The following is a 22,783-nucleotide window of genomic DNA, read 5'->3' on the forward strand; positions in this document are numbered from 1 at the left end:
AATTAGCCTTTCTAAATTGGATTAAATATTTATATAAAATATAATTATTTATTTTACCCTACTTTTATTCTAAAAATTTAATTTTGAAAACAAAAAGCCGAAACTTCGGCTCAATGTTACTTGATAATTATGTTTAAAATTTTTCCTTCACGGTAGATTATTTTGACAATTTCTTTACCTTCTAATCATTTTGCTACCGATGGAACTTGTTTGGCAGCTTCAATAGTTTGTGCTTCATTTCATTCAGGGAAGATCTCCAATTGGCCCCTTACTTTACCATTGATTTGAACACCAATTTTAGCATTTTCAGAAATAATTTTACTTATATCAGCGAATGGTCATTCTTGTGCTTCGATTGGTTTTTCATTTAACATTGAAAGTAATTCTTCAGCCAAGTGAGGAGCAAATGGGCTTAATAAAATTGCAAATTGTTTTAGTGGTAATTTTGAACCAATTTTCTTTTGAGGAGATAAGTAATTCATGAACACCATCATCTTGCTAATCGCAATGTTAAACTTAGTTTTTTCAATATTTTCTTCAACGTCTAAAATTAATTGATTAATCTTGCTGTCAAGTTCTTCTTGTGGAACATTAATGTCAATATTATTGTTAATAAAATATTCAAAAGTGTTATAAATTTTGTCAAGTCATTTTCTAATACCGTTAAGTGAATCAGTATTTCATGCTTTTGAATCAGTTAGCGGCCCCATAAACATTTCATATACCCTTAATGAATCGGCACCATGTGATTCAACAAGGTCATCTGGGTTGATTACATTGCCTAAAGATTTGGACATTTTTTGACCATCAGGACCCAAAATTAAACCTTGATTAATTAACTTAGAAAATGGTTCTTTAGTTGTTACAACATTGATGTCATATAAAAATCTGTGTCAAAATCTTGCGTACAATAAATGTAATACGGCGTGTTCCTGACCACCAATATATAAATCAACTGGCAATCAATTTTCAAAACGTTTTTTAGCTTCCTCTGAATTTAGCGGAACATATGTTCCATCTGGGTTTTTCAAAATATAAGCCAAATAGTATCAGCTCGAACCTGCTCATTGCGGCATAACATTTGTATCGTGATGGTATTTTTCGCCATCAATAATGACATTATTCCAGCTTTCAACATTTGCTAAAGGTCCTTGGGTTGAACCGGATGGTTTGATATTATCAATTTCCGGTAGTTTTACAAGTTCTTTTACTAAATAAATGTTTTCATCTTCATCAAATAAAATAGGGAATGGTTCTCCTCAATATCTTTGACGTGAGAAAATTCAATCTCTTAGTTTATAACTTGTTTTCTTTTCAGCTAATTTATTAACAGCTAATTTTTCATAAATAGCTTCAGCAGCCTCGGCATTATTTAAACCATTAGCATAATCTGAGTTAATGTGAGCGCCATCGCCTGTGTAAGGTAATTCGCCATAATTTTCAATAACTGAAACTATTGGTAAGTTATATTTTTTAGCAAATTCAAAATCTCTTTCATCATGTGCTGGAACCGACATAACTGCACCAGTACCATAACTCATTAAAACATAGTCAGAAATTCAAATAGGAATTAATTTATGAGTTGCCGGACTTTCAACATAAGTTCCTAAAAACACTCCAGTTTTTTCTTTACTTAATTGAGTTCTTTCGAGTTCATTCTTGCACTTAGTTTGCTTAATATATTCTTCAACAGCTTCTTTATTTTCGGATGTTGTTAATTGTGATACCAAAGGATGTTCTGGGCTAATAACAAGTGCCGAAACACCGAAAATAGTATCTAATCTAGTTGTAAATGTTACAATCTTGTGATTACGGTTGTGGACATTTCATACAACATTATGTCCAGTGCTTTTTCCGATTCAGTTACGTTGTAATAATTTAAGACTTTCTGGTCAATCTAATTCGTCTAAGCCTTCTAATAATTTATCTGCATAAGCTGTAATTTTTAAAACTCATTGCTTCATTGGCTTTTTAATAACTGGGAAATTGCCACGTTCACTAACTTTAGCACCGCTTTTTTCAATGATTTCTTCATTAGCTAGCACTGTTCCTAAGCCTTCACATCAGTTAACATCGATTTCTTCAATTGATGCCAAGCCTTGTTTATAAAGTTCTTTAAAAATTCATTGTGTTCAAACATAAAATTTCGGATCAGTTGTATCAACTTCTTTATCATAATCATAAGAAAAACCTAATGATTTTAATTGACGTCTAAAGTTATTGATATTTTTGACTGTGAATGGTGCAGGATGATTTCCTGTTTTAATTGCATATTGTTCAGCAGGCAATCCGAAGGCATCTCATCCAATTGGGTGGAGTACATCAAAACCTTTTAATCTTTTGAAACGGCTTATAATATCTGTTGCAGTATATCCTTCCAAGTGTCCAACGTGAAGTCCAGCTCCAGATGGATATGGAAACATGTCTAAAATGTAAGCTTTTTTGTTGTGTTTTTCAGTTGTTTTGAATGATTTATTTTTTTCTCAATAATTTTGTCATTTTTTTTCTATTTCATTGTGATTATACATAATTAAAATTTTACCTTAAATTCAGTTTTAAAACCCTTAAATTTGAACAAAAAAAGCAGCTTAGCTGCTTCTTATTTACATTTTCATGATATGGCTGCCCTTGTTAGATTCGAACTAACGGATGGCGGTACCAAAAACCGCTGCCTTTCCACTTGGCTAAAGGGCAATACATGGTGGAGGGGGAGGGATTCGAACCCCCGAACCGTGAGGAAGTGGGTTACAGCCACCCGCGTTTGGCCGCTTCGCTACCCCTCCGCGTTAATTGCATAGATTATTATAATATATTTTTTTAAAAAATTTATCAAAAAAAATAATTTTTTAAAATAAAAAACTAAGCGAGCTTAGTCTTTAATAATTCTTGAATTAATAACTTTCGCTGCGATTGTTCCGTCGCTTGTTGCAGTTGTAATTTGTCTTACATCTTTAACAATAACATCACCGACAGCAAAAATGTTTTTTTCCATAGTTTCCATGTTTTCATCAACCTTAATAAAACCACGGGCGTCTAATAATTCTTTATTTTCGATGAAATTAGTTGCTGGTTTGAAACCTATGTATGGGAAAACAGCCGAAATCTTAAATTCTTTGATTTCGTCCCCTACTCTAGCTTCAACTTTTTCAACTTTTTCGGTTCCAAATAATTTTAGAATCTCTGAATTTTCATGAATGATAATGTTGTTATATTTTTTAACGTCATTTACAAGTCTTTTTTCAGCAATAATGCCATCTCTTACAAAAATGTGTACTTCTGAAGCCATTGAAGCCAAATAAGGCGCTTCTTCAAAAGCTGAGTTCCCGCCTCCTATGATTGCGCAAGGTTCATTTTTATACAATGCCCCATCACACAATACACAGTATGATACACCACGTCCTTTGAATTGTTCAATACCTTCAATGCTTGTTGGAACAAGGTTTTTCATACCAGTTGCAATAATAACTACTTGAGCAAAGTGTTCGCTTTTATCAGCTAAAACAACTTTCTTTAAATTATCTTCGATTGATTCAATTTTTTCAACCATGCCATAAATAAAGTTAGCTCCATTTTGACGAGCTTGTTCTAACATTTTGGTTGATAATTCAATTCCACTTATAAATGAAAATCCTGGATAGTTTTCAATTTTAGATTGTTCGGCCATTTTGCCACCAGGCACATAGCCTTCAATAAATGCTACATTCATATCATTTCTTGATAAATATAAAGCAGCTGTTAAGCCGGCTGGACCAGCTCCAATAATAATTACATCGTATTTGTTACTCATATATTACCTCTTCATTTGTTTTTTTATAAAAAATTAAACTGATGCTATTTTTAAGCACCTACGTTTAATTTTTTTTCATCATCTTTTTTAATTTCTTTTAATTGAGCAATTTCTTTAGCACTTAATTTTTTAGCTGTGTTTTTTGGTTCGTAAACAATAAAATAAAATACGTTTGCAAGTGATTTATTTTTAAAGTTAGGAATTTTGTAAACATTGTAATTTAATTTGATTACGAATTCGAATAGTATTAATAACACTAATCCAACAAAAATATATAGTGCTGAAATTACTTTATAAATGGTATAACTTCCGGCACGTAATGGTTCCATTCCAAAACGGATGATTCCGTAGTATAGGATGTATAATGCACCGGTTGTTCCCGGTCTTAATCAGTTTCACTTGTTTAACACTCATACTAAAAGGATATAACCGATTAAGTTTGCGCATGATTCATATAAGAACAATGGTAAACGGTAATGTCCGTCAATGAACATGTGTTGTCTAATCATTGGAGGTAAGATCTTGAAAGCCAATGAACTTGGTTCCATGATTCCACCGTAAACTTCGTGGTTTGCAAAGTTTCCTCAACGTCCAATTGCTTGACCGATTAAAACGGCGGGCAAGATAATTGAGAAAGCTTTTTTCAAATCAATTTTCTTTGGATTTTTCGAAAATACAACATATAGAATACAACAGATAGTAGCTGTAATAACACCACCATGGATAGATAGCCCACCACGCCATACAGCAAACATGTTATATCAAGGTCCGTCATTTCAACCTTTATATTCAATTAATTGTTGAATTACGAAAACAAATCTAGCGCCAATGATAGCAGTTGGCAAGGCAATGAAAACTAAAATGGCAAGTTGTTCGAATGAATATTTTTCACGTCTTCAAAAGTAATAAACTGTCAAAATAGCTGCTAGCATACCAAGCATCATTGTTAGTGAATATACATAAGCTGGACCTATTTTAAGGTGTATTCCGGCTCAGTCTTTTGGCTCCATAATACCTCCTTTTAGATTTAATATAATTTATAATTATAAGTATTATTTTTAAAAAAATATTTAAAATTAAAGATTTAATAGTTTTTTTAGATATTGTCCAGTGTAAGAAATACCAACTGTAGCCACTTGCTCTGGTGTACCAGTCGCAATAATTCTACCGCCGCCAACACCACCATCTGGGCCAATATCAATAATGTGATCAGCGCTTTTAATCACATCTAAATTATGTTCAATCACTATAACTGTATCGCCATTATCAACAATACGGTTTAAAACATTCAATAGATTTTGTACATCATATGGATGTAACCCGGTTGTAGGTTCATCTAACACATAAATAGATTTCCCGGTTGGTTTCTTTTGTAAATATGTGGCCAGCTTAACTCTTTGCGCTTCTCCACCTGATAACGTTGTAGCATTTTGACCTAATTTAATATATCCCAAACCAACATCTAACAGTATTTGCAATTTATCGCGAATTGAAGCACGATTGAAGAAAAAGGCATGTGCTTGTTCAATAGTCATATTTAAAACATCATTAATGTTTTTACCGTGGTATTTAATTTCCAATGTTTCTAAATTGTATCTTTGTCCATCACAGTGATCGCAAGTTACATATACGTCGGGTAAGAAATGCATTTCGATTTTAATTACACCATCACCTTGACATTTATCACAACGTCCGCCGGGTACATTGAATGAAAAACGCGATTTAGTATAACCCCGAATATTGCTTTCTTCTACACTAGCAAAAATATCACGAATGTCATCAAATACACCGGTATAAGTTGCAGGATTTGAACGCGGTGTTCTTCCGATTGGGTTTTGATCAATTTGAATTAATTTATCAACATTTAATTGACCAGTCATTTTTTCATCGTCACGGATATCATAAGCTGGACTATTTAAATATTTATTTAGACGATAAACTAATTCTTCGTTTACTAAACTTGATTTTCCTGAACCGCTCACACCTGTTACAGCAATTAATTTACCCAATGGGAAAGATGCAGTAATATCTTTTAAATTGTTGATTTTACAATGTTTAATTGTTAAAACTTTGCCATTTCCCGACCTTCTTGATTTAGGGGTTTTAATTGTAAGTTCGCCATTTAAATACTTACCAGTAATACTTTCTGGGCAATTTTCGATATCTTGCAAACTGCCGGCGGCAACAACTTCACCACCATGTTCTCCAGCCTTAGGACCGATATCAACAATAAAATCAGCTTCTCTAATGGTGTCTTCGTCGTGTTCAACAACAATCAAACTATTACCTAAATCAACCATTTTTCTTAGCGAGTGTAATAATTTTTCATTATCTTTTTGATGTAAACCAATTGAAGGTTCGTCCAATACATATAGCACGCCAGTTAAGTTAGCTCCAATTTGAGTTGCTAATCTAATTCTTTGCGCTTCTCCACCTGATAAACTTTCTGCCTTACGGTTCAATGTTAGATATTGCAATCCAACATTAATTAAAAATTCAACTCTATGTTTTAATTCATTTAAAATCAATTCACTGATTTCTTTTTCCATATCATTCAACTCAAGCGTATTTAAAAGTACATCTAACTCTTCAATTGATTTATTACACATTTCATAAATATCTAGGTTTTCAATTTTGACAGCTAAAGCATATTTATTTAATCTTTTGCCATGGCAAACATTACATGGAATATCAGCAAGGTATTTACTGTAATATGCCCTTGCCTCAGTTGATGATGTTTCTAAATATTTACGTTCAATTTTTTCAACAATGCCTTCGATGTGTTTACTACGTTCATAACGATTACCACTTTCCGAAGTTAGTGTATAAGTAATATCTTCAAAAGAACCATATTGCAAAATATGTAATTCTTCTTTAGTCATTTCATCAATTGGCTTATCTTTGTCAATTTTATAATGTGCCAATAATTTATCAAACTCTTGTCATTCTAAATTAGTTGAATTTAAAAAGTTTTTATAATAACGAATAGCCCCTTCATTAATACTTAAATTTTTATCTGGACAAATTAAATCCCAACTTGCTCTTTGAATAACGCCAAGTCCCCGACATTCAGGACACATTCCATTAGGAGAGTTAAATGAAAATAACCGAGGTTCAATTTTTGGCATATCAAAATCGCCATGTTCACAACTATGATAAATTGAATAAGTAGCTTTTTCTTTATTAACAGCTTCAATTGTAACAAGACCACCCGATTCTTTGATGGCAACATCAATAGCTTCGGCTACCCGTGGTCTAATTTCTTCAGATAAAGTAAATCTATCGATTACCAATTCAATGGTTCAACGTTTGTTTTTATCTAAGTTAATTGGTGTATCTAATGGATGAATTTCGTCATTAATTTTTACCCGAATGTAACCATCACGTTTTAATCTTGCTAATAAAGCTTGATGTGAACCTTTTTCGTTAACTACAATTGGAGATAAAATATAAATTTTTTCATCAGTAGGGTATTTATATACATTATTTAAAATATCACGAGTCTTTTGAGCCGTGATCTCAATTTTATGATTTGGACAATAAGGTTTTCCAATTCTTGCATAAAGTAATCTTAAATAGTCATATATTTCAGTTACTGTTCCAACGATACTACGCGGGTTATTATGCACTGTTTTCTGTTCAATTGATATCGCAGGACTAAGTCCTTCAATACTTTCGACATCGGGTTTTTTAGTACCACCTAAAAACTGCTTAGCGTAGTTTGATAAACTGTCAACATATCTTCTTCTACCCTCTTCATAAATTGTATTAAAGGCTAATGAAGATTTGCCCGAACCGCTTAAACCGCTAAATACGACAAATTTATTACGTGGAATAGTTAAATCAATATTTTTAAGATTATTTTCTTTTGCACCTTTGATTATTATTTTGTCATTCATAATATGAAATTATAACAAAAAATGCTTATTATAAATAAGCACTTTATTTTACGAGGTTATTTAAATGTCTTTCAAGTTTCTTGGCTTGCTCTTTAATAATAGTTTGTACAACCTTAAAATATGTTTTATTGCATTCATATAAAGGGTGTTGTTTTAATCTAAATTTTTTTAGTTTATCAACTCATGTTAGATGTCTTGGTCGCGCAAATTTAATTAATTGTTCATCAAAGGATTGATATAGTCTTGAAGCACGTTTCGAATACTCTTCTAATTGTTTTTTAACTTGTTTTTGTTCATATAATGGAAAATCAAAAAACAAACTTTTATTGAAATCAAATACTGGAGCAATATCTTCAAATATGCAACTTTGATTATTAAGCAACATCCCAAAATTCCCTAAGTGACGATCAGAATTTAAAATCAATGCATCGAATACCATTAGATCTTCAAAATTCTCTTTCCCGTAATATGTAATTAAAAATTCTTCTAATTGATTTTGATTAACCGAAGTTTTAGTAATCAGCTTAGAAAACGGTAAATAGCTGACTTGTTTTGAAGTAAAAACACTACAACTTGTTACAATCTTTTTATTTCATTTATCCAAATCATATACAACACTCTTTTTCAATAGTAAAGCAGCTATTTGACCGGCAAAATATTCAGCAAAATTTTCATACAATAATTTCCCAGCTAAAAAATTTGGTGATTTCAATAACTTGATAATCCCTTCTTGCTTAATCCAGGTTTTTAGCATTTGACCATCAGTAAATCAATCTGGTGAATTGATTTCAAAAGGGGTTTTGCAAACTAATTTTCGACTCAAAGTAAATTCTGATAAATCATTTTTTACAAAGTTGTCAAATCAATTTAAATTCTCAAATTTATCATTCAAATTATCGGTAATTCAAAACGCATCCGAAAAATTAATGCGTTTAAATGTTTTGATTAATTCGAAATTGCTTTTGATATTTTTAAATAAATTGCTGTAATTAGGGCGGCCGTTAGGAATAATATTGTCATTGAATAAAAATTCTTTTCAATCTTCAATGCTATAGACCTCACTTTTTTTAATTAAAAAATCAAAAGCCTCAAGCATTGTTACATCGCTTAAGGTTTTTGATTCATAATCATATTTAAAAGATAAACAATTTTTATCTAAAAATTTTAAGTAATATAAATTTGACATTTTATAAATTATAAATTTTAATTAATTTCTTCTCCAAAATCACCATTATTTTCAGATTTTTCTTCAGTGCTTTCTTTTTCAGCTGAAGAATTTTTTGCAAAATCTGAACTAACGATAGTTCCGCTATTTTCGGCAATAATTTTTGCTAAAATCTCGCGTATCTTAGCACTTGATTCCGGATCACTATTCAATGAAGGAAGACCCATGTTTTGCATTTCCTTGAAAGCTTCATCAAAGTATTCAAACATTTGTTCATCCTTAATTCCCGATGCTTTAGCGGCTTTATAAATATCGCCAATCATTTTTTCTAGCATATTATTCATAAAATCTTCTGGGCTTTGATTATTAACCATTGGGTCATTCATCGGATTATTAACTGATTCATTATTGAATGTATTATCAGATTGTTGTTGTTTTTTAGTTCTCTTGTTTTTAATTATATTATCTTCAAGCGCTGGTTCTACAAACTCACCAGCACAGTCTTGTTCATCATTATATCCGTTTTCGTATGAACCAAGTTCTTCTAAATATAAATTCAATCAAGGTTCTTCCGATGCACTGTTACGTGCTTCAGCTGGATAACTTCGGTCACCTGCTCCTAATCTAATTCTCAATTGGTGAATATCGTTAATAATACGCATTCTATTTAGTTTAGAAATTTTAATTTCAATGTTTTCTACAGCTAGATCAGGTTTGAAAAATTTTGCTAAAGAGATATTTTTAATGCTTTCAGATCCATTAAGATAATTTAAATTAGGATTGAATTTTCATGATTCAAGACTCATTTCAAATTCATCAGCAAGTCTTGTAAAAAATTCGACATTTTGACGATGCTTTTTAGGAATTTCTTTGAAATTAATATCATCATCATAAGGTGGCAAATCATTAAGATTAAATCTTGAAATAATAATGTCAAATGATAGCATTGATCCATTTAATAAGACTGCGCAGTATTTCATTGATTCAATTTTTTTATCAACCGCAAATTCAAATCAGCTTTCCAGGGTAGATTGTCAATCAATGAATCTACGTGACATGATTTCTGAATATGATAATTGATGATTTAAAACAGCTAATTCATTGTCAATTACAAAGAAGCTCCCTGCTAAGTTTTTATTATTTAGGCCATTTAATATTTCAATCATTTTTGCTAAGTCATCAAAGCTTAATGAACCTGAAATAGTTAATTGAAAATCTTTTGAATTTAAAGCTTTTTCGATTTGCGTTATTTCAAAATTAAATGGGTCAACAAATTTATCAGATTCTCTAAAAATAATTTTGTAATTTGTTCCGATTTTTTTATTATTCATTGTTATCTCCTTGGTCATTAAAGTAACTACGTAATAAATATTTTTTTACAATATTTTTATAACGGTATAAATAGTCAATAATCGCTTCTCCCAATCCGTTTTGTTCAACCGAACTGGTGTAAAATTTACATACATCAAATACATTACCCGAAGCGTTTGCCATTCCGTATGAATAGTGAGCTAATTGTAACATTGGAACGTCATTATTGCTATCTCCAATTGTCATTACATCGTCAACTGTAACATTATCTTTTTTGTAAACATTATCTACCATTCATTGGACTGCTGAACCTTTTGTTATTCCTAATGGAGAAATTTCAACATTGCAATTAGTTGGAATCATGGTTACTTCATTTAATTCTTTAATTAATTCATACATCACTTTAGCTCCCGATTCAGTTTCGAAATCACTTAGTGAATAAAACTCGATTTTAACAGGTTCAATGAATTCGCCTTGTCAAAGTTTAGGAACGCTTTTGATTAGGTTCTGATTGACGAAGTGATATGAACAAATCGTATTTAAAATTTGTTCGTGTTCAAAAAGATAATAATAATTGTCATTGTCTCAAAATATAGTTTGAATATTATTTTGTTTAGCGATATTAATAAGTTTTAAAAAAGCCTCGTTACTAATATGTCATGATTTAATAATTTTTTTTGCTTCGCGGTCATAAATTTGTGCGCCTGATGAACCAATAATATAACGTGCATTTAATGTATCTCCCAATACTTCCATTCTTTCTTGAATGGGGTTTCCTGTACAAATATTAAAATCAGCTCCATTTTTAATTGCTCAATGTATATCTTTAACAGTTTCATCTTTTAATTCAAAATGACGATAAATTGTCCCATCAACATCAGAAAAGATAACTGGTTTAAGATCATTAGTTGTTTTATATAGTAATTCATCTCCGTTATTTGCATTCATAATTACTCCTTATTTTTATTTTTAGGTTTTAATTTGGCATTTCTTTTTTTATATTGTATTGCCTTAACAATAATGTATATTGCAACACCTAATAAGATTGCTGGCGGAACAACATAACCAATTCATTTTGTTACCGTTACTGCTTTTGAAGGTTTTTTTTCTTCAACATTTATAAATTTAAACTGCGAAATATCTAAATAGAAATCAGTATATTGATAGAACTTAAAATCAAAATATTCCGATTTTTGAGTCATGTTTGCCATTTTTTCAGCTTGGTATTTTGGCATTACATAAACGATAAATAAAATTGAATATGAGTTAGTAGCTGTTCTTAATTTGATATTAAAATTTTCATTAAAAAAATCTAAAAGGCCTTTTTCTTGTAATTTTTTAAAAAGCGGACCTTCGGTATTCATTACATCTAAAATATCTATTTTTTTCGCTTCTTCAAATTCATCTGGGTCACTAAAATGTCATTTTTGAGCATATTTTTCATAATATTCATTCAATGTTCATTGTTTTAGTTTCTTAGGAAAATATTCATTATTTAAATCAGCGAAAGAGATTTTACTAGTTAAGGCTAAAACCTTCTCATATTTTTCTTTATTTGCTTCAGGTATTGGAACATTTCCATTAATATTTTGACATGAAACAGCAGCAATAGGAGCCAATGTTGCCGTAGCAGCCAAAGGAATTCCTAAAGTTAAAAATCTTTTTAGTTTGAATTTCATATATGTATATTTTACTAAAATCGTTTAATAAAATGTAATATTTGGCGAAAAGCTTATTAGATACTAATATAATATTAATAATATTAAGGAGTGAAAAAAATATGAACAATACAGAACTAAGTTTATTGATTTTTAATACAGTCATAATTATCGTATTTTTATTTGCATTTATCGGCGCTATTGTCATGGGTTTTATTCATTGAAAAAGGAAAAAAGGACCAAAAATTGAAAATTTAGAAGATAGCATTAGACCCGCTGTCGATGAAAGTTTAAAACACGTTAATGAGGACATCAAAAACGCACTAAGCGACCAATTTATTAAAATGAATGATAACTTTAATACTAATATTACTGACCTAATTAAAGAAAACAATAATTTAAAAAATGAATTATACAATCTTGTGTTAAATTTGAATAATGATCTATCAAAACAAAATGAAAAATGAAAAAACGATTTAAGTCAACAATTTTTAAATGTTAACAACAAATTAATTAAAGAAAATTCAGAAAATAAAGAATCTTTAATTAGCACATTAAATTCATATAAAAAAGACAATATGCAACAAACACAAGACGAATTTGTTAAAGTGCTTAACAATATGAATGATGCTATTAAAAAAATTCAAGATGCTAATGCAAATGAAATTGCTAAAATTCAAGAAAACACTGCAAAACAAGTTAACGAAATTAAGGGCAACATTGATGCATATTTCAAAGACAAATTAGAAAATAAATTAAACGAACACTTTAATACGGTTTCACAAAAAATGTATGACCTAAGCGAAAATTTAGTTAAGTTTGACACAATCAAAAGCGACATTGTTAATTTATCTAAAAACTTTACGAATAGTAAAGATAGAGGAAATATAGGTGAGTTCACATTAAGAGAAATTCTAAAAAACAAATATGGTGAAAACACCGATACATGATATGAGCAAGTTGACTTGGCAAAAGTAGCTGAAGATGGAAGAATTTGCAGCAATAACGGGAACGAAAAGAGTTCTTCAAAAGTCGACTTTGTTGTTCGTAGTAATATCAAATCTAAATTGCCTTGAAACAATGGAGAATCATTTGATATTTTAATTCCAATTGACTCAAAATTCCCTACCAAAGATTATCAAGATTATATTGATGCTCGTACTCAAGAAGAAGAAGATAAAGCTTTATCATCATTTGCTTCAACAATGAAAAGATTGGCTAAGGATATTAGCGAAAAATACTTAATTAAAGATGTAACAACCGAAACTGCATTACTATATATTCCTAGCGAAAAAATTTATAGTTTAGTTTATTTAAACCAAGGCTTATACTGAGAATTATTGAATAAATATAATGTTTTAGTAGTTTGTCCGAACAACATTTTATGAGCTATTCAATCAATGTTAGCAGTTGGTGTCGGGCAACAGTTGAATGATAATATTAATGATATTAAGGGAATATTCAAAGAAATTTATGACAAATATGACATGCTACTAGAAAATATTGAAGATGCCGAAAAAAGTATTAATAAATCAAGTGAAAAAATTTCTAGGGGTAAAAAAAACTTGGCCTTGATTTATAAAAAAATTGACACTAATGCTAAAAAATTTATGATTCAAAACAGAAAAGCAACTTCAAAAACTAAAAAAGAATCAACCCCGGTTAAATTATTAAAAGAAGTCGAAACTTCGGAAGCAGACGAAGAAAACAACTAATTATAAAATAAAAATATAAACCACGTTTATTAAGCGAAAAATTTAAAATCGCCAATAAACGTGGTTTTTTATATTAAATTATTTTTTAAAAGAAAAAGAAGCATCTTGCGATGCTCCCTTATTTGCGATGAATCAAATATAAAAACTATTTAATAATTTTTGTAACTGATCCAGCACCAACAGTTCTACCACCTTCACGGATTGAGAATTTTGTTCCTTCTTCAACAGCGATAGGTGCAATTAGGGTAACTGTTAATTCAACGTTGTCCCCTGGCATAACCATTTCACGTCCTGGTTGGAATTTAATTCCACCGGTAACGTCGGTTGTACGGAAGTAGAATTGAGGTTTGTAGTTTTGGAAGAATGGAGTGTGACGTCCACCTTCTTCTTTTTTAAGAACGTAAACTGTAGCTTCAAATTCTGTGTGAGGAACGATTGTTTTAGGTTTTGCTAAAACTTGACCACGTTCAACGTCATCTCTGTCGATACCACGTAGTAATAAACCAGCGTTATCTCCAGCTTGAGCTTCTTTTAAGTTCTTTCTGAACATTTCGATTCCAGTAACAACTGTTTTTTTGGTTGGTTTTAGACCAACGATTTCAACTTCTTCGTTTAGTGTTAGAACACCACGTTCAACTCTACCTGTTGCAACAGTTCCACGTCCTGTAATTGTGAAAACGTCTTCAACTGCCATTAAGAATGGTTTGTCAGTTTCACGTTTTGGTTCGTCGATGTATGCATCAACTGCATCCATTAATTGCATAATGTTTTCTTCGTAAACTGGGTTTCCTAATAGAGCTTCACGAGCTGAACCAGCGATAACTGGTGCGTTGTCTCCATCAAAACCGTATTCTGAAAGTAATCCACGAACGTCCATTTCAACTAGACCGATCATTTCTTCTCTTTCATCGTCTTTAAACATATCAACTTTGTTTAAGAAAACAACGATCTTAGGAACACCAACTTGTTTAGCTAAAAGAATGTGTTCACGAGTTTGTGGCATAGGACCATCTGTTGCAGCAACAACTAAGATAGCTCCATCCATTTGTGCAGCACCGGTAATCATGTTTTTAACGTAGTCAGCGTGACCTGGACAGTCAACGTGAGCATAGTGACGATTTTCTGTTTGATATTCGATGTGTGATGTGTTAATGGTAATTCCACGTGCTTTTTCTTCTGGTGCGTTATCGATAGAAGCATAGTCTCTAGCTTCTGATAAACCTTTTTTAGATAAAACTGTAGCAATAGCAGCAGTTAAAGTAGTTTTACCGTGGTCAACGTGACCGATTGTACCGATATTTACGTGTGGTTTTGAACGGTCAAAATCTAATTTTGCCATATTAAAATCCTTTCGTTTTTGTATATTTTTTTAGATATAATCTTTTGATTAAACGCGTTTAACCTTCCTAAGCATAGCCTTTCATCTATGTCCTGTCCAATTCGCGCATATTCATAGCATTTGTAATTTTAGCAAAAAAAATATTTTTTAATAAATTAATTTTAATTAATTAGTCACTTTTTAATACATTTTTTCTAAAAAAACCGGTTTTTTTATTTTAAAAAATAAAGAAAGATTAGCAAATAAAGCAAAATAATAAAAAAGCAAGACTTGCGTCTTACTTTAAATTGTTTTTAATTCTGAAAGGAATTAATTTTTTAATTTTAATTAAATAAATTTTAGCTGTTATCAATATATTAAATAATGTTATGCATTATCTAAGAGTGAACTAATGTTCTACAAAAAATTTAAGGAAATAAGGGATGTAATAAAAGGGTTATTATATAAGTAATTATATTTTTTTTGATAACAACTTCATTAATCGCGAAGAATCGCGTGCAAAGCGTTAGATTATTATTTTGGCGTTTTGCGTATATAATTTTATACCTTTTTTAAAAGTTTTTCAAAAATTTTTTATTTTTTATTTTTGTTTTAATCAACATCCTTAAAAATATTAACTAAAGTTTCTTGTAAATTATCTAGTAAAATCGGCGTAAATGTTCCATTCTTAGCGATGGTTACCCCACCATTTTCTTCGCTAACTACAATCGTGGTTGCATCACAAATTTCACTAATTCCCATCGCTGCTCTATGACGAGCTCCGTAGCGATTATCAATCGATTTTTTAGTAATTTTATAATACGTTGCCGCGTAGTAAATTTTATTATTTCTAATAATAATTGCTCCATCATGTAATGGTGAATGTTTATTGAAAATCGAAATAATTAAAGACGATGAGATATTAGCATCAATAATAACGCCATCAGTTCTTAATAAATCTAGATTATCCTTACCTTCGATTGTAATGATTGCCCCGGTTTTGTGTCTTGATAAATTTTCGATCGCTTCTTTTAATTGATAAATAATTCTAATCTTAGTTGATTGACCTAATGATTTTTTAGCAGTTTTGTTTTTGTTTAAAGTTTTAATTCAACTAGTTGCGTAGTTAATTGCAAGAATTAAAGTAATTAAGATAACAAAAGCTAAAACGATATATAAAACTGTTTGCATATTTTAACCTCTTTTTATCATCATTTATTTAATCCAATAATAATTAGCAACATTGCAATAATAACAACAACAAATGCCGCAATAATTAAAAATCTTGCTAGCTTAGATAATGGACGAGTTTTTTGAGCCATTGGTGAATCTGATCATTTGTCATACTCAATATAGTTTTCATATTTAATTCTGATTTTATTTTGTCTTTCATGTGCTTCTTCTTTAATTGGAGCACACTTTTCATCCATTGCCTTCATTCAACGAATTTCTTGGAAAAATTCGAACATTTCTAATTCTGAATAATCTTTATAAAATTTTGAACCATTTTTGAAAACATTGAAATCATTAATTATCGTATTTGTTTTTTCTAATTCTGGATCGTATGATAAGTCTCTCGTATCTTTTTGTTTTTGTGCCATGGCGCCTCATTTCTATAATTTATATAATTATATCAAATTTGTTTTTTAGCTTTTTTTAGTTATAATTGATTATTATAGTAAAGTTAAAGGAGAAATATGAAAAAAACTATTCAAGACCTTGAATTAAAAGGCAAAAAAGTAGTTTTAAGAGTTGATTTTAACGTTCCATTATCTAAAGGGGAGAAAATTGAAGTAGTCAATGCGAATAGAATTAAAGCTGCAATACCTACTATTCAATACTTACTTGACAATGGCGCTTCTGTTATTTTGCTATCTCATTTAGGCAGAGTAAAAACAGAAGATGATAAAAAAACCAAATCATTAAAACCAGTAGCCGAAAAACTTGCATCATTAATCAATAAGGAAGTAAAATTTGTTGCTAATACACGGGGAAAAGAAGTAACCGAAGCTGCACAAAATCTAAAACCAGGCGAAATTTTAACGTTAGAAAACACCCGTTTTGAAGATTTAAACAATAAAGCTGAATCAGGTTGCGATGAAGAATTATCAAAATTCTGAGCTTCATTGGGTGATGTGTATGTAAACGACGCTTTTGGAGCTGCACATAGAGCACACGCTTCAACCTATGGAATTGCAAAATTTAGCAAAGAAAGTGCATTAGGATTTTTAATTACTGATGAAATTAAACACTTAGATAAATTACTTGAAGGCTTCGAAAGACCATTCGTTGCCATTATTGGTGGAGCTAAAGTTAGCGATAAAATTAAAGTGTTAGAAAAACTATTTGAAATTGCTGACAAAGTATTAATCGTCGGTGGTATGGCATACACATTCAAAGTTGCTTTAGGATTCAAAATTGGTGAATCTTTATTCGAAGAAGATAAAGTTGAATTAGCTAAAAAATACTTGGAACAATATAAACATAAAATTGTTTTACCAGTTGACAATGCTTATACTGATGAATTTGCTGATAAAACTCCATTATTCACAACACCAGAACATCAAGATATTCCTGATGGATATCAAGGTCTTGACATTGGTCCAAAAAGTATTGAATTGTTTGCCAAAGAAATTGCCAATGCAAAAACTATTTTCTGAAATGGTCCAGCCGGAGTAAGTGAATTTAATAACTTTGCCAACGGAACTAAAGGGATTGCAATCGCGATTGCAAATAACCCTGAATCATATTCAGTAGTTGGTGGAGGAGATTCGGTTACTGCAGTTGAAAAATTAGGATACGAAGATAAATTTACATTTATTTCAACCGGTGGTGGTGCCTCAATAGAATTTGTTCAAGGCAATGTATTACCAGGTATTGATATTATTGAAAATAAATAATTATTAACCTTATAATTAAAAAGTAACCCAAAACGTTGTTTTGGGTTTTATTATATTTTTTATTTATTTTAAGCATATTTTTAATTAAATCCCAAGCTATAAATAATTTTATATATTAAAATTTATATATAGAAACTAATTAATTGAGATGAATATATAAATAAAATAGCTTTTTTGTAGCTATAAATTAAATAAAGGAAACCGATGAAAAAAAATATAAGTGAAAATAACACAGTAAGTAGCGAAAGCAGCTTAGTAATTAAAAATTTCCTGACGATTTTAGAGGAGCACGATAAAGAAATAAAAAACAATCCGCGTATTGAACAACGTGAATATCCATTAGAAAAAATTATCGATATTAAAAATGTGATAAAAGAATTCAAAATCAGGCGCAAAAAGTTTAGGGCGGTTGATGATTTAAATTTAACAATTTATCGGAATCAAAATATAGCTTTGCTAGGTTCAAATGGAGCCGGTAAAACAACAACAGTTGAAATGATTGTAGGAATTCAAAAACCAACTAAGGGAAAAATTGAGTACTTTTTCAAAGGCAACAACAATGAAAAAGATATTGATTCGGCCAAAATTGGTATTCAGTTTCAAGATTCATCTTATCCACAGGGGTTGACAGTAAAAGATGTTATTGTGTCAATGAATAAAATTTATGGCAACAAAATGGAACCATCCGAATTAAGCGACTTAATTAAAATTTTCGGCGTTAATGAATTTCTATACAATAAAGCAGCTTCATTAAGCGGAGGACAACACCAAAGATTAAATGCATTGCTTGCCATAATTCATAAACCTCAGTTAGTAATACTTGATGAATTAAGCACCGGTCTAGACATCAAAGTAAAATCACGTTTAGTGCAGTTTTTAAAATCTTTTATTAAGGCTAATCAAAGTACATTATTGATTATTTCACACGATATTAAAGAAATCGAAAACTTAGCAGACAGAATTGTAATATTAAACAAAGGCAAAGTTGTATTTGATAAAACGATCGAAGAAACAAAAGAAGAATTTGGAAGCATCTCCGTTTGCTTAGACAAATATATTTAAGGAAATAAAATGCGTAATAAAAATAAACAAATAGTAAATTTACGTTCAAAATATTTAAAGAAACGTACTAATCCATCTTCAACCTTTAATGGCGTTTTATCTTTAATTAATTTACATTTTTGAAAAGCTTTCGTTGGGCCGTTTTTTGCTTTTGGATATCCGATTGTTTTCGTTTTAATGTTAGGAATAATTTTTGGATATGAAATTGTTATGGGTGCGTCTATTACAATTGGCCCAGTTGCCATTGCTTGTGTTTCGTTGCCCACTGCCATTTTTGAATTCAAAAAATCAACGCTATTAAAAAGAATCGGCGCAACTCAAATTAAGCCATTAACTTTTTTAGCATATACTGCAATCTATTATTTCTTTATTATGATTTTATCTGGAATATGAACAGCCCTATTTGCTTTAATGATTTTCGGACCGAAATATTTCAATGAAGGAAGAATACTATATGAATTTAATTTCTTGGGCGAACAAATTAAAACACGCAGTATTTCTATAAAACAAATGTTTAAAAACATTGACTGATTAGGATATATTTATAGTTTTATTATTTTAACATTAGTTTCAATTTCGGTCGGTTTATTTATCGTTTCAATATCAAAATCAGTTTTAATGATTCAAGCCATTGGTTCATCACTATTAATAATTTCAATGTTTTTAACCGGACAAGTACTTCCTCTTGCACAAATCGCCAATGTTGAAGCGATGTGATATTTATCTTATATAACACCTTTTAAATCCGCTATAACCCAAAACACGATGGCATTCCAAGGCACGGGAGAAATATCAAAAATTTATGATTTAAATAATTTTATGATTAACTTCGGAGCTTTAGATCTAAATGGCAATGCCGAAAATGCATTATATAGCATTCAAAATTACCAAGACTTTTTACAAACAGTAATTAAAAATTACAACTTGATTAACCCAGAAAGCAATTATTACATTGGAAAAACATTTGGTCCAATAGCAACACTACAAATTAAACCCGCTCTAAAAGATTTAATAATTTTAAAAATGATATCTTTATCTCCAAATATTGACGTTGCCATAAATTACAAGCCCTATAGCATTTTCAACACAAATGAAATTTATCATTCAGTCAATAGTTTGAGTACATACAGCCCTATTATTAAAAAATATGAAGATGTTTTAACATTAACTGCAAACAATGCTATTAATGAAATTATCGAATTAAAAAAAGCTGCCCAAGGCGGGGCTGCAACCATTCAAAATAACATTGATTTAATTTCTGCCTTAACTAATAGCAATCAATATAATGAAATTTTAAAATCTGGTCAAATTGATAACGATACGATTAACAATATTTTCACCGATATCAAAAATAATCCGATCCTTAATGAATATAATAATTCATTTATTTCAATAAATAATGGTTCAATAAATGAAAATTCACTAACACAAGTTGGTTCAACAACTGAAAATATTTTAAATTTAATTATTCCTTGAATTTGAATTTGTTCTTTAATTTGTTTATCGCAAAGCTCATTCAAATGAAGCACAAGATAATAGATATATAAAATAAATTAATTTAAGATGCATAACTATGTTTATGCATTTTTCTTTTATAAATAATTGCTGTTTTTTTGTAAAATTTTAAACATATGAAAAGCAAAAAATTAAATTTAAAAGAAACTCAATATGCAATCGAAAAATTAAAAGATTATTTCTCGCATAATTTAAGAAGAAAATTAAATTTGGTGAGAGTTAGCGCTCCCTTATTTGTTCGTTCAAAATCAGGTTTAAATGATGGGTTAAATGGTGAAGGTCCTGTTGTATTTAAAGCCAAAGGTATTAATGAAAATTTAGAAGTCGTTCACTCGCTTGCCAAATGGAAGCGTGATGCCTTAGCCCGTTATAACTTCGATGTTTATGAAGGGTTATATACTGACATGAATGCAATCAGAAGAGAAGAAGATTTAGATAAAAATCACTCATTTTATGTTGATCAATGAGATTGAGAATTAGTAATTCATGAAAGTGATAGAAATCTAAAATTTTTAAAACGCATTGTTAAAAAAATTTATAGTACACTAAAAGCAACTGAAAACAGAATCAATAAGATATATCCAAATTTATCTAAAAAATTACCCAGAAACATTGAATTCATTAACAGTTTAGATTTATATAATCAATATCCCAAACTTACACCTGAACAAAGAGAATATGAAGCCGTTAAAAAATATGGGGCAATATTTGTATACGGAATCGGTTATGATTTGCCGGATGGAAAACCACATTCAAAACGTGCCAAGGATTATGATGATTGAGAATTAAATGGTGACATGGTTGTATATGATAAAGTTAACGATCAAGCATTAGAAATTAGTAGTATGGGAATTAGAGTTAATAAAAATTCAATTCAAAAGCAATATAATTTATCGGCTGAAGAAATTTCTTTAATTAGTCCATATCACAAACGTTTAATTAATAAAGAGTTGCCATTTACTATTGGTGGTGGACTAGGTCAAAGCCGGATTGCAATGTTCTTATTAGAAAAGAAACATATTGGGGAAGTTCAAGTTAGCGTCTGAGATGAAAAAAATCTTGATGATGCATTTCAAAAAGAAATTACAATTTTATAATAAAAAAATTGTCAAAAGGCAGTTTTTTAATTTATAATATCTACATATTTATAAAAATACATAGAGAGTTGCTTAGCTTAACAGCTTTGAGGCATGCCAACCTACTTAAAAAGCAAGGTGGATAGTGAGGGATTTATCTAACATGTATATCTTGTTATTTTAAAAAAACCTTCTCTATGTAAGAAAGGTTTTTATTTTATGAAAAAATTACTTACATCAGAAAGCGTCGGAGCAGGTCATCCAGATAAAATTTGTGATCAAATTAGTGATGCTGTTTTAGACGGATTATTAAAACACGATCCACAAGCCAGAGTTGCTTGTGACGTATTAGCCAATAACAATATTATTTATATTGGTGGCCAAATTACTACGAAAGCTTATGTTGATACTATTAAAGAGGCTTGAAAAGTACTAAAACCATTAGGGTACAACGAAAATGATTTTAATATCATTAATGGCATTTATCCTCAAAGTCCTGATATAGCTATGGGTGTTGATAAAAAAGAAGACCATGAATTAGGTGCCGGAGACCAAGGCATTTTATTTGGTTATGCAACCGATGAAAATGAATATTTCATGCCATGACCAATTGTGTTATCACACGAACTTGTTAAAAGCGCTGAAAAATTAAGACGTGAACACAAATTCCCATATGCTAAAAGTGATATGAAATCACAAGTAACTGTTGAATATGATGATGAAACTAACCAAGTATTAGTTAAAAAAGTATTAATGTCAATTCAACATGATGAAAATTTTGACGAAAGCAAATTTAAAAATTTTGTCAAAGAAAATATTATTAACTATGTCATGAAAAAACATAACCTAAACTCAGATTATGAAATATTAATTAACCCGACTGGTAGATTCGTAATTGGTGGTCCAGTTGGAGATACAGGATTAACCGGACGTAAAATTATCGTTGATACATACGGCGGATTTGCTCATCATGGTGGTGGAGCATTCAGTGGTAAAGATGCTACAAAAATTGATCGTTCTGCTGCGTATATGGCACGTTATATTACTAAAAATCTTGTTGCTGCCGGTGTGGCAAAACGTTTAGAAATTCAACTTTCATACGCTATTGGATTGCCAAGACCTCAATCAATTTATGTAGATACATTCAATACTTCAAAATTTAGCGATGAAAAAATTTCACAAGCTATTTATGATTTATTTGATTTAAGTGTTGAAGGTATTATCAAAACATTAGATTTACAAAAACCAGTTTATTTACAAACTGCAACATTTGGTCACTTCGGAAGAAATGACTTAGATTTATCATGAGAAAAACTTGATAAAGTGAATGAAATTAAAAAATATTTCAATATTAAATAAAACAATGATAACGGGAGA

General features: G+C 30.2%; 17 protein-coding genes and 2 tRNA genes. 6 read left to right on the forward strand and 13 right to left on the reverse strand.

Going from position 1 to position 22,783, the window contains the following annotated elements; all coding sequences use genetic code 4:
* Positions 1-116: 116 nt before the first annotated feature.
* The 10 genes from leuS to FJR74_RS07925 all read right to left on the reverse strand — a co-directional run bounded on the left by leuS (position 117) and on the right by FJR74_RS07925 (position 11,841).
* The gene (leuS, locus tag FJR74_RS02180; RefSeq protein WP_140914913.1) at positions 117-2,528 is read right to left on the reverse strand and encodes a leucine--tRNA ligase; all 2,412 of its coding nucleotides are present in this window, start codon (positions 2,526-2,528) and stop codon (positions 117-119) included.
* A gap of 91 nt (positions 2,529-2,619) precedes the next feature.
* Positions 2,620-2,694 (reverse strand) — tRNA-Gln (locus FJR74_RS02185).
* A gap of 5 nt (positions 2,695-2,699) precedes the next feature.
* Positions 2,700-2,783 (reverse strand) — tRNA-Tyr (locus FJR74_RS02190).
* An 86-nt stretch (positions 2,784-2,869) separates the two neighbouring features.
* Positions 2,870-3,787: an NAD(P)/FAD-dependent oxidoreductase gene (locus FJR74_RS02195; protein ID WP_140914914.1), complete on the reverse strand. Its 918-nt coding sequence runs from the start codon at positions 3,785-3,787 to the stop codon at positions 2,870-2,872.
* Between the two features lie 50 nt (positions 3,788-3,837).
* On the reverse strand, positions 3,838-4,797 hold the full coding sequence (gene lgt / locus FJR74_RS07905) for a prolipoprotein diacylglyceryl transferase (protein WP_140914915.1): 960 nt from the start codon (positions 4,795-4,797) through the stop codon (positions 3,838-3,840).
* A 66-nt stretch (positions 4,798-4,863) separates the two neighbouring features.
* Complete coding sequence (gene uvrA, locus FJR74_RS02205) at positions 4,864-7,686, reverse strand: excinuclease ABC subunit UvrA (RefSeq protein WP_140914916.1); 2,823 nt, start codon at positions 7,684-7,686, stop codon at positions 4,864-4,866.
* Between the two features lie 43 nt (positions 7,687-7,729).
* Positions 7,730-8,872 (reverse strand): HipA domain-containing protein, encoded by a 1,143-nt coding sequence (locus FJR74_RS07910; RefSeq protein WP_140914917.1) that lies wholly within the window; start codon positions 8,870-8,872, stop codon positions 7,730-7,732.
* 17 nt (positions 8,873-8,889) lie between these two features.
* Positions 8,890-10,182, reverse strand: coding sequence for a hypothetical protein (locus FJR74_RS07915; protein ID WP_140914918.1), 1,293 nt, complete (start codon positions 10,180-10,182; stop codon positions 8,890-8,892).
* Entirely contained in the window at positions 10,175-11,110 is a 936-nt protein-coding gene (locus FJR74_RS07920) for an HAD-IIB family hydrolase (RefSeq protein ID WP_140914919.1), read from the reverse strand. The genes FJR74_RS07915 and FJR74_RS07920 overlap by 8 nt, the downstream gene beginning before the upstream one ends.
* A gap of 2 nt (positions 11,111-11,112) precedes the next feature.
* Positions 11,113-11,841: a hypothetical protein gene (locus FJR74_RS07925; RefSeq protein ID WP_140914921.1), complete on the reverse strand. Its 729-nt coding sequence runs from the start codon at positions 11,839-11,841 to the stop codon at positions 11,113-11,115.
* A 101-nt stretch (positions 11,842-11,942) separates the two neighbouring features.
* On the opposite strand from FJR74_RS07925, the gene rmuC reads away from it, so the two are divergent.
* Entirely contained in the window at positions 11,943-13,535 is a 1,593-nt protein-coding gene (gene rmuC / locus FJR74_RS07930; protein WP_140914922.1) for a DNA recombination protein RmuC, read from the forward strand.
* Between the two features lie 145 nt (positions 13,536-13,680).
* Here the strand turns inward: rmuC and tuf are convergent, their stop codons facing one another.
* From tuf to FJR74_RS07940, 3 genes are all read right to left on the reverse strand, one after another.
* A complete protein-coding gene (tuf, locus tag FJR74_RS02235) occupies positions 13,681-14,874 on the reverse strand; it encodes an elongation factor Tu (RefSeq protein WP_140914923.1) in 1,194 nt (397 codons plus the stop codon).
* A gap of 591 nt (positions 14,875-15,465) precedes the next feature.
* Entirely contained in the window at positions 15,466-16,044 is a 579-nt protein-coding gene (locus tag FJR74_RS07935; RefSeq protein ID WP_140914924.1) for a DNA integrity scanning protein DisA nucleotide-binding domain protein, read from the reverse strand.
* A gap of 14 nt (positions 16,045-16,058) precedes the next feature.
* Positions 16,059-16,454: a hypothetical protein gene (locus FJR74_RS07940; protein ID WP_140914925.1), complete on the reverse strand. Its 396-nt coding sequence runs from the start codon at positions 16,452-16,454 to the stop codon at positions 16,059-16,061.
* Between the two features lie 96 nt (positions 16,455-16,550).
* On the opposite strand from FJR74_RS07940, the gene FJR74_RS02250 reads away from it, so the two are divergent.
* The 5 genes from FJR74_RS02250 (at position 16,551) to metK (ending at position 22,765) form a co-directional block, all read left to right on the forward strand.
* Entirely contained in the window at positions 16,551-17,753 is a 1,203-nt protein-coding gene (locus FJR74_RS02250; protein ID WP_140914926.1) for a phosphoglycerate kinase, read from the forward strand.
* 204 nt (positions 17,754-17,957) lie between these two features.
* Positions 17,958-18,815, forward strand: a complete 858-nt coding sequence (locus FJR74_RS02255; RefSeq protein ID WP_140914927.1) for an ABC transporter ATP-binding protein — start codon at positions 17,958-17,960, stop codon at positions 18,813-18,815.
* Between the two features lie 9 nt (positions 18,816-18,824).
* Positions 18,825-20,351, forward strand: a complete 1,527-nt coding sequence (locus tag FJR74_RS07945) for an ABC-2 transporter permease (RefSeq protein WP_140914928.1) — start codon at positions 18,825-18,827, stop codon at positions 20,349-20,351.
* A 95-nt stretch (positions 20,352-20,446) separates the two neighbouring features.
* Positions 20,447-21,427, forward strand: a complete 981-nt coding sequence (asnA, locus tag FJR74_RS02265) for an aspartate--ammonia ligase (RefSeq protein WP_140914929.1) — start codon at positions 20,447-20,449, stop codon at positions 21,425-21,427.
* A 198-nt stretch (positions 21,428-21,625) separates the two neighbouring features.
* Complete coding sequence (metK, locus tag FJR74_RS02270; protein ID WP_140914930.1) at positions 21,626-22,765, forward strand: methionine adenosyltransferase; 1,140 nt, start codon at positions 21,626-21,628, stop codon at positions 22,763-22,765.
* The last annotated feature ends 18 nt before the right edge of the window (positions 22,766-22,783 follow it).

It is taken from the genome of Metamycoplasma neophronis (assembly GCF_006491995.1).
In the GTDB taxonomy this organism is placed as follows: Bacteria; Bacillota_I; Bacilli_A; order Mycoplasmatales; family Metamycoplasmataceae; genus Metamycoplasma; species Metamycoplasma neophronis.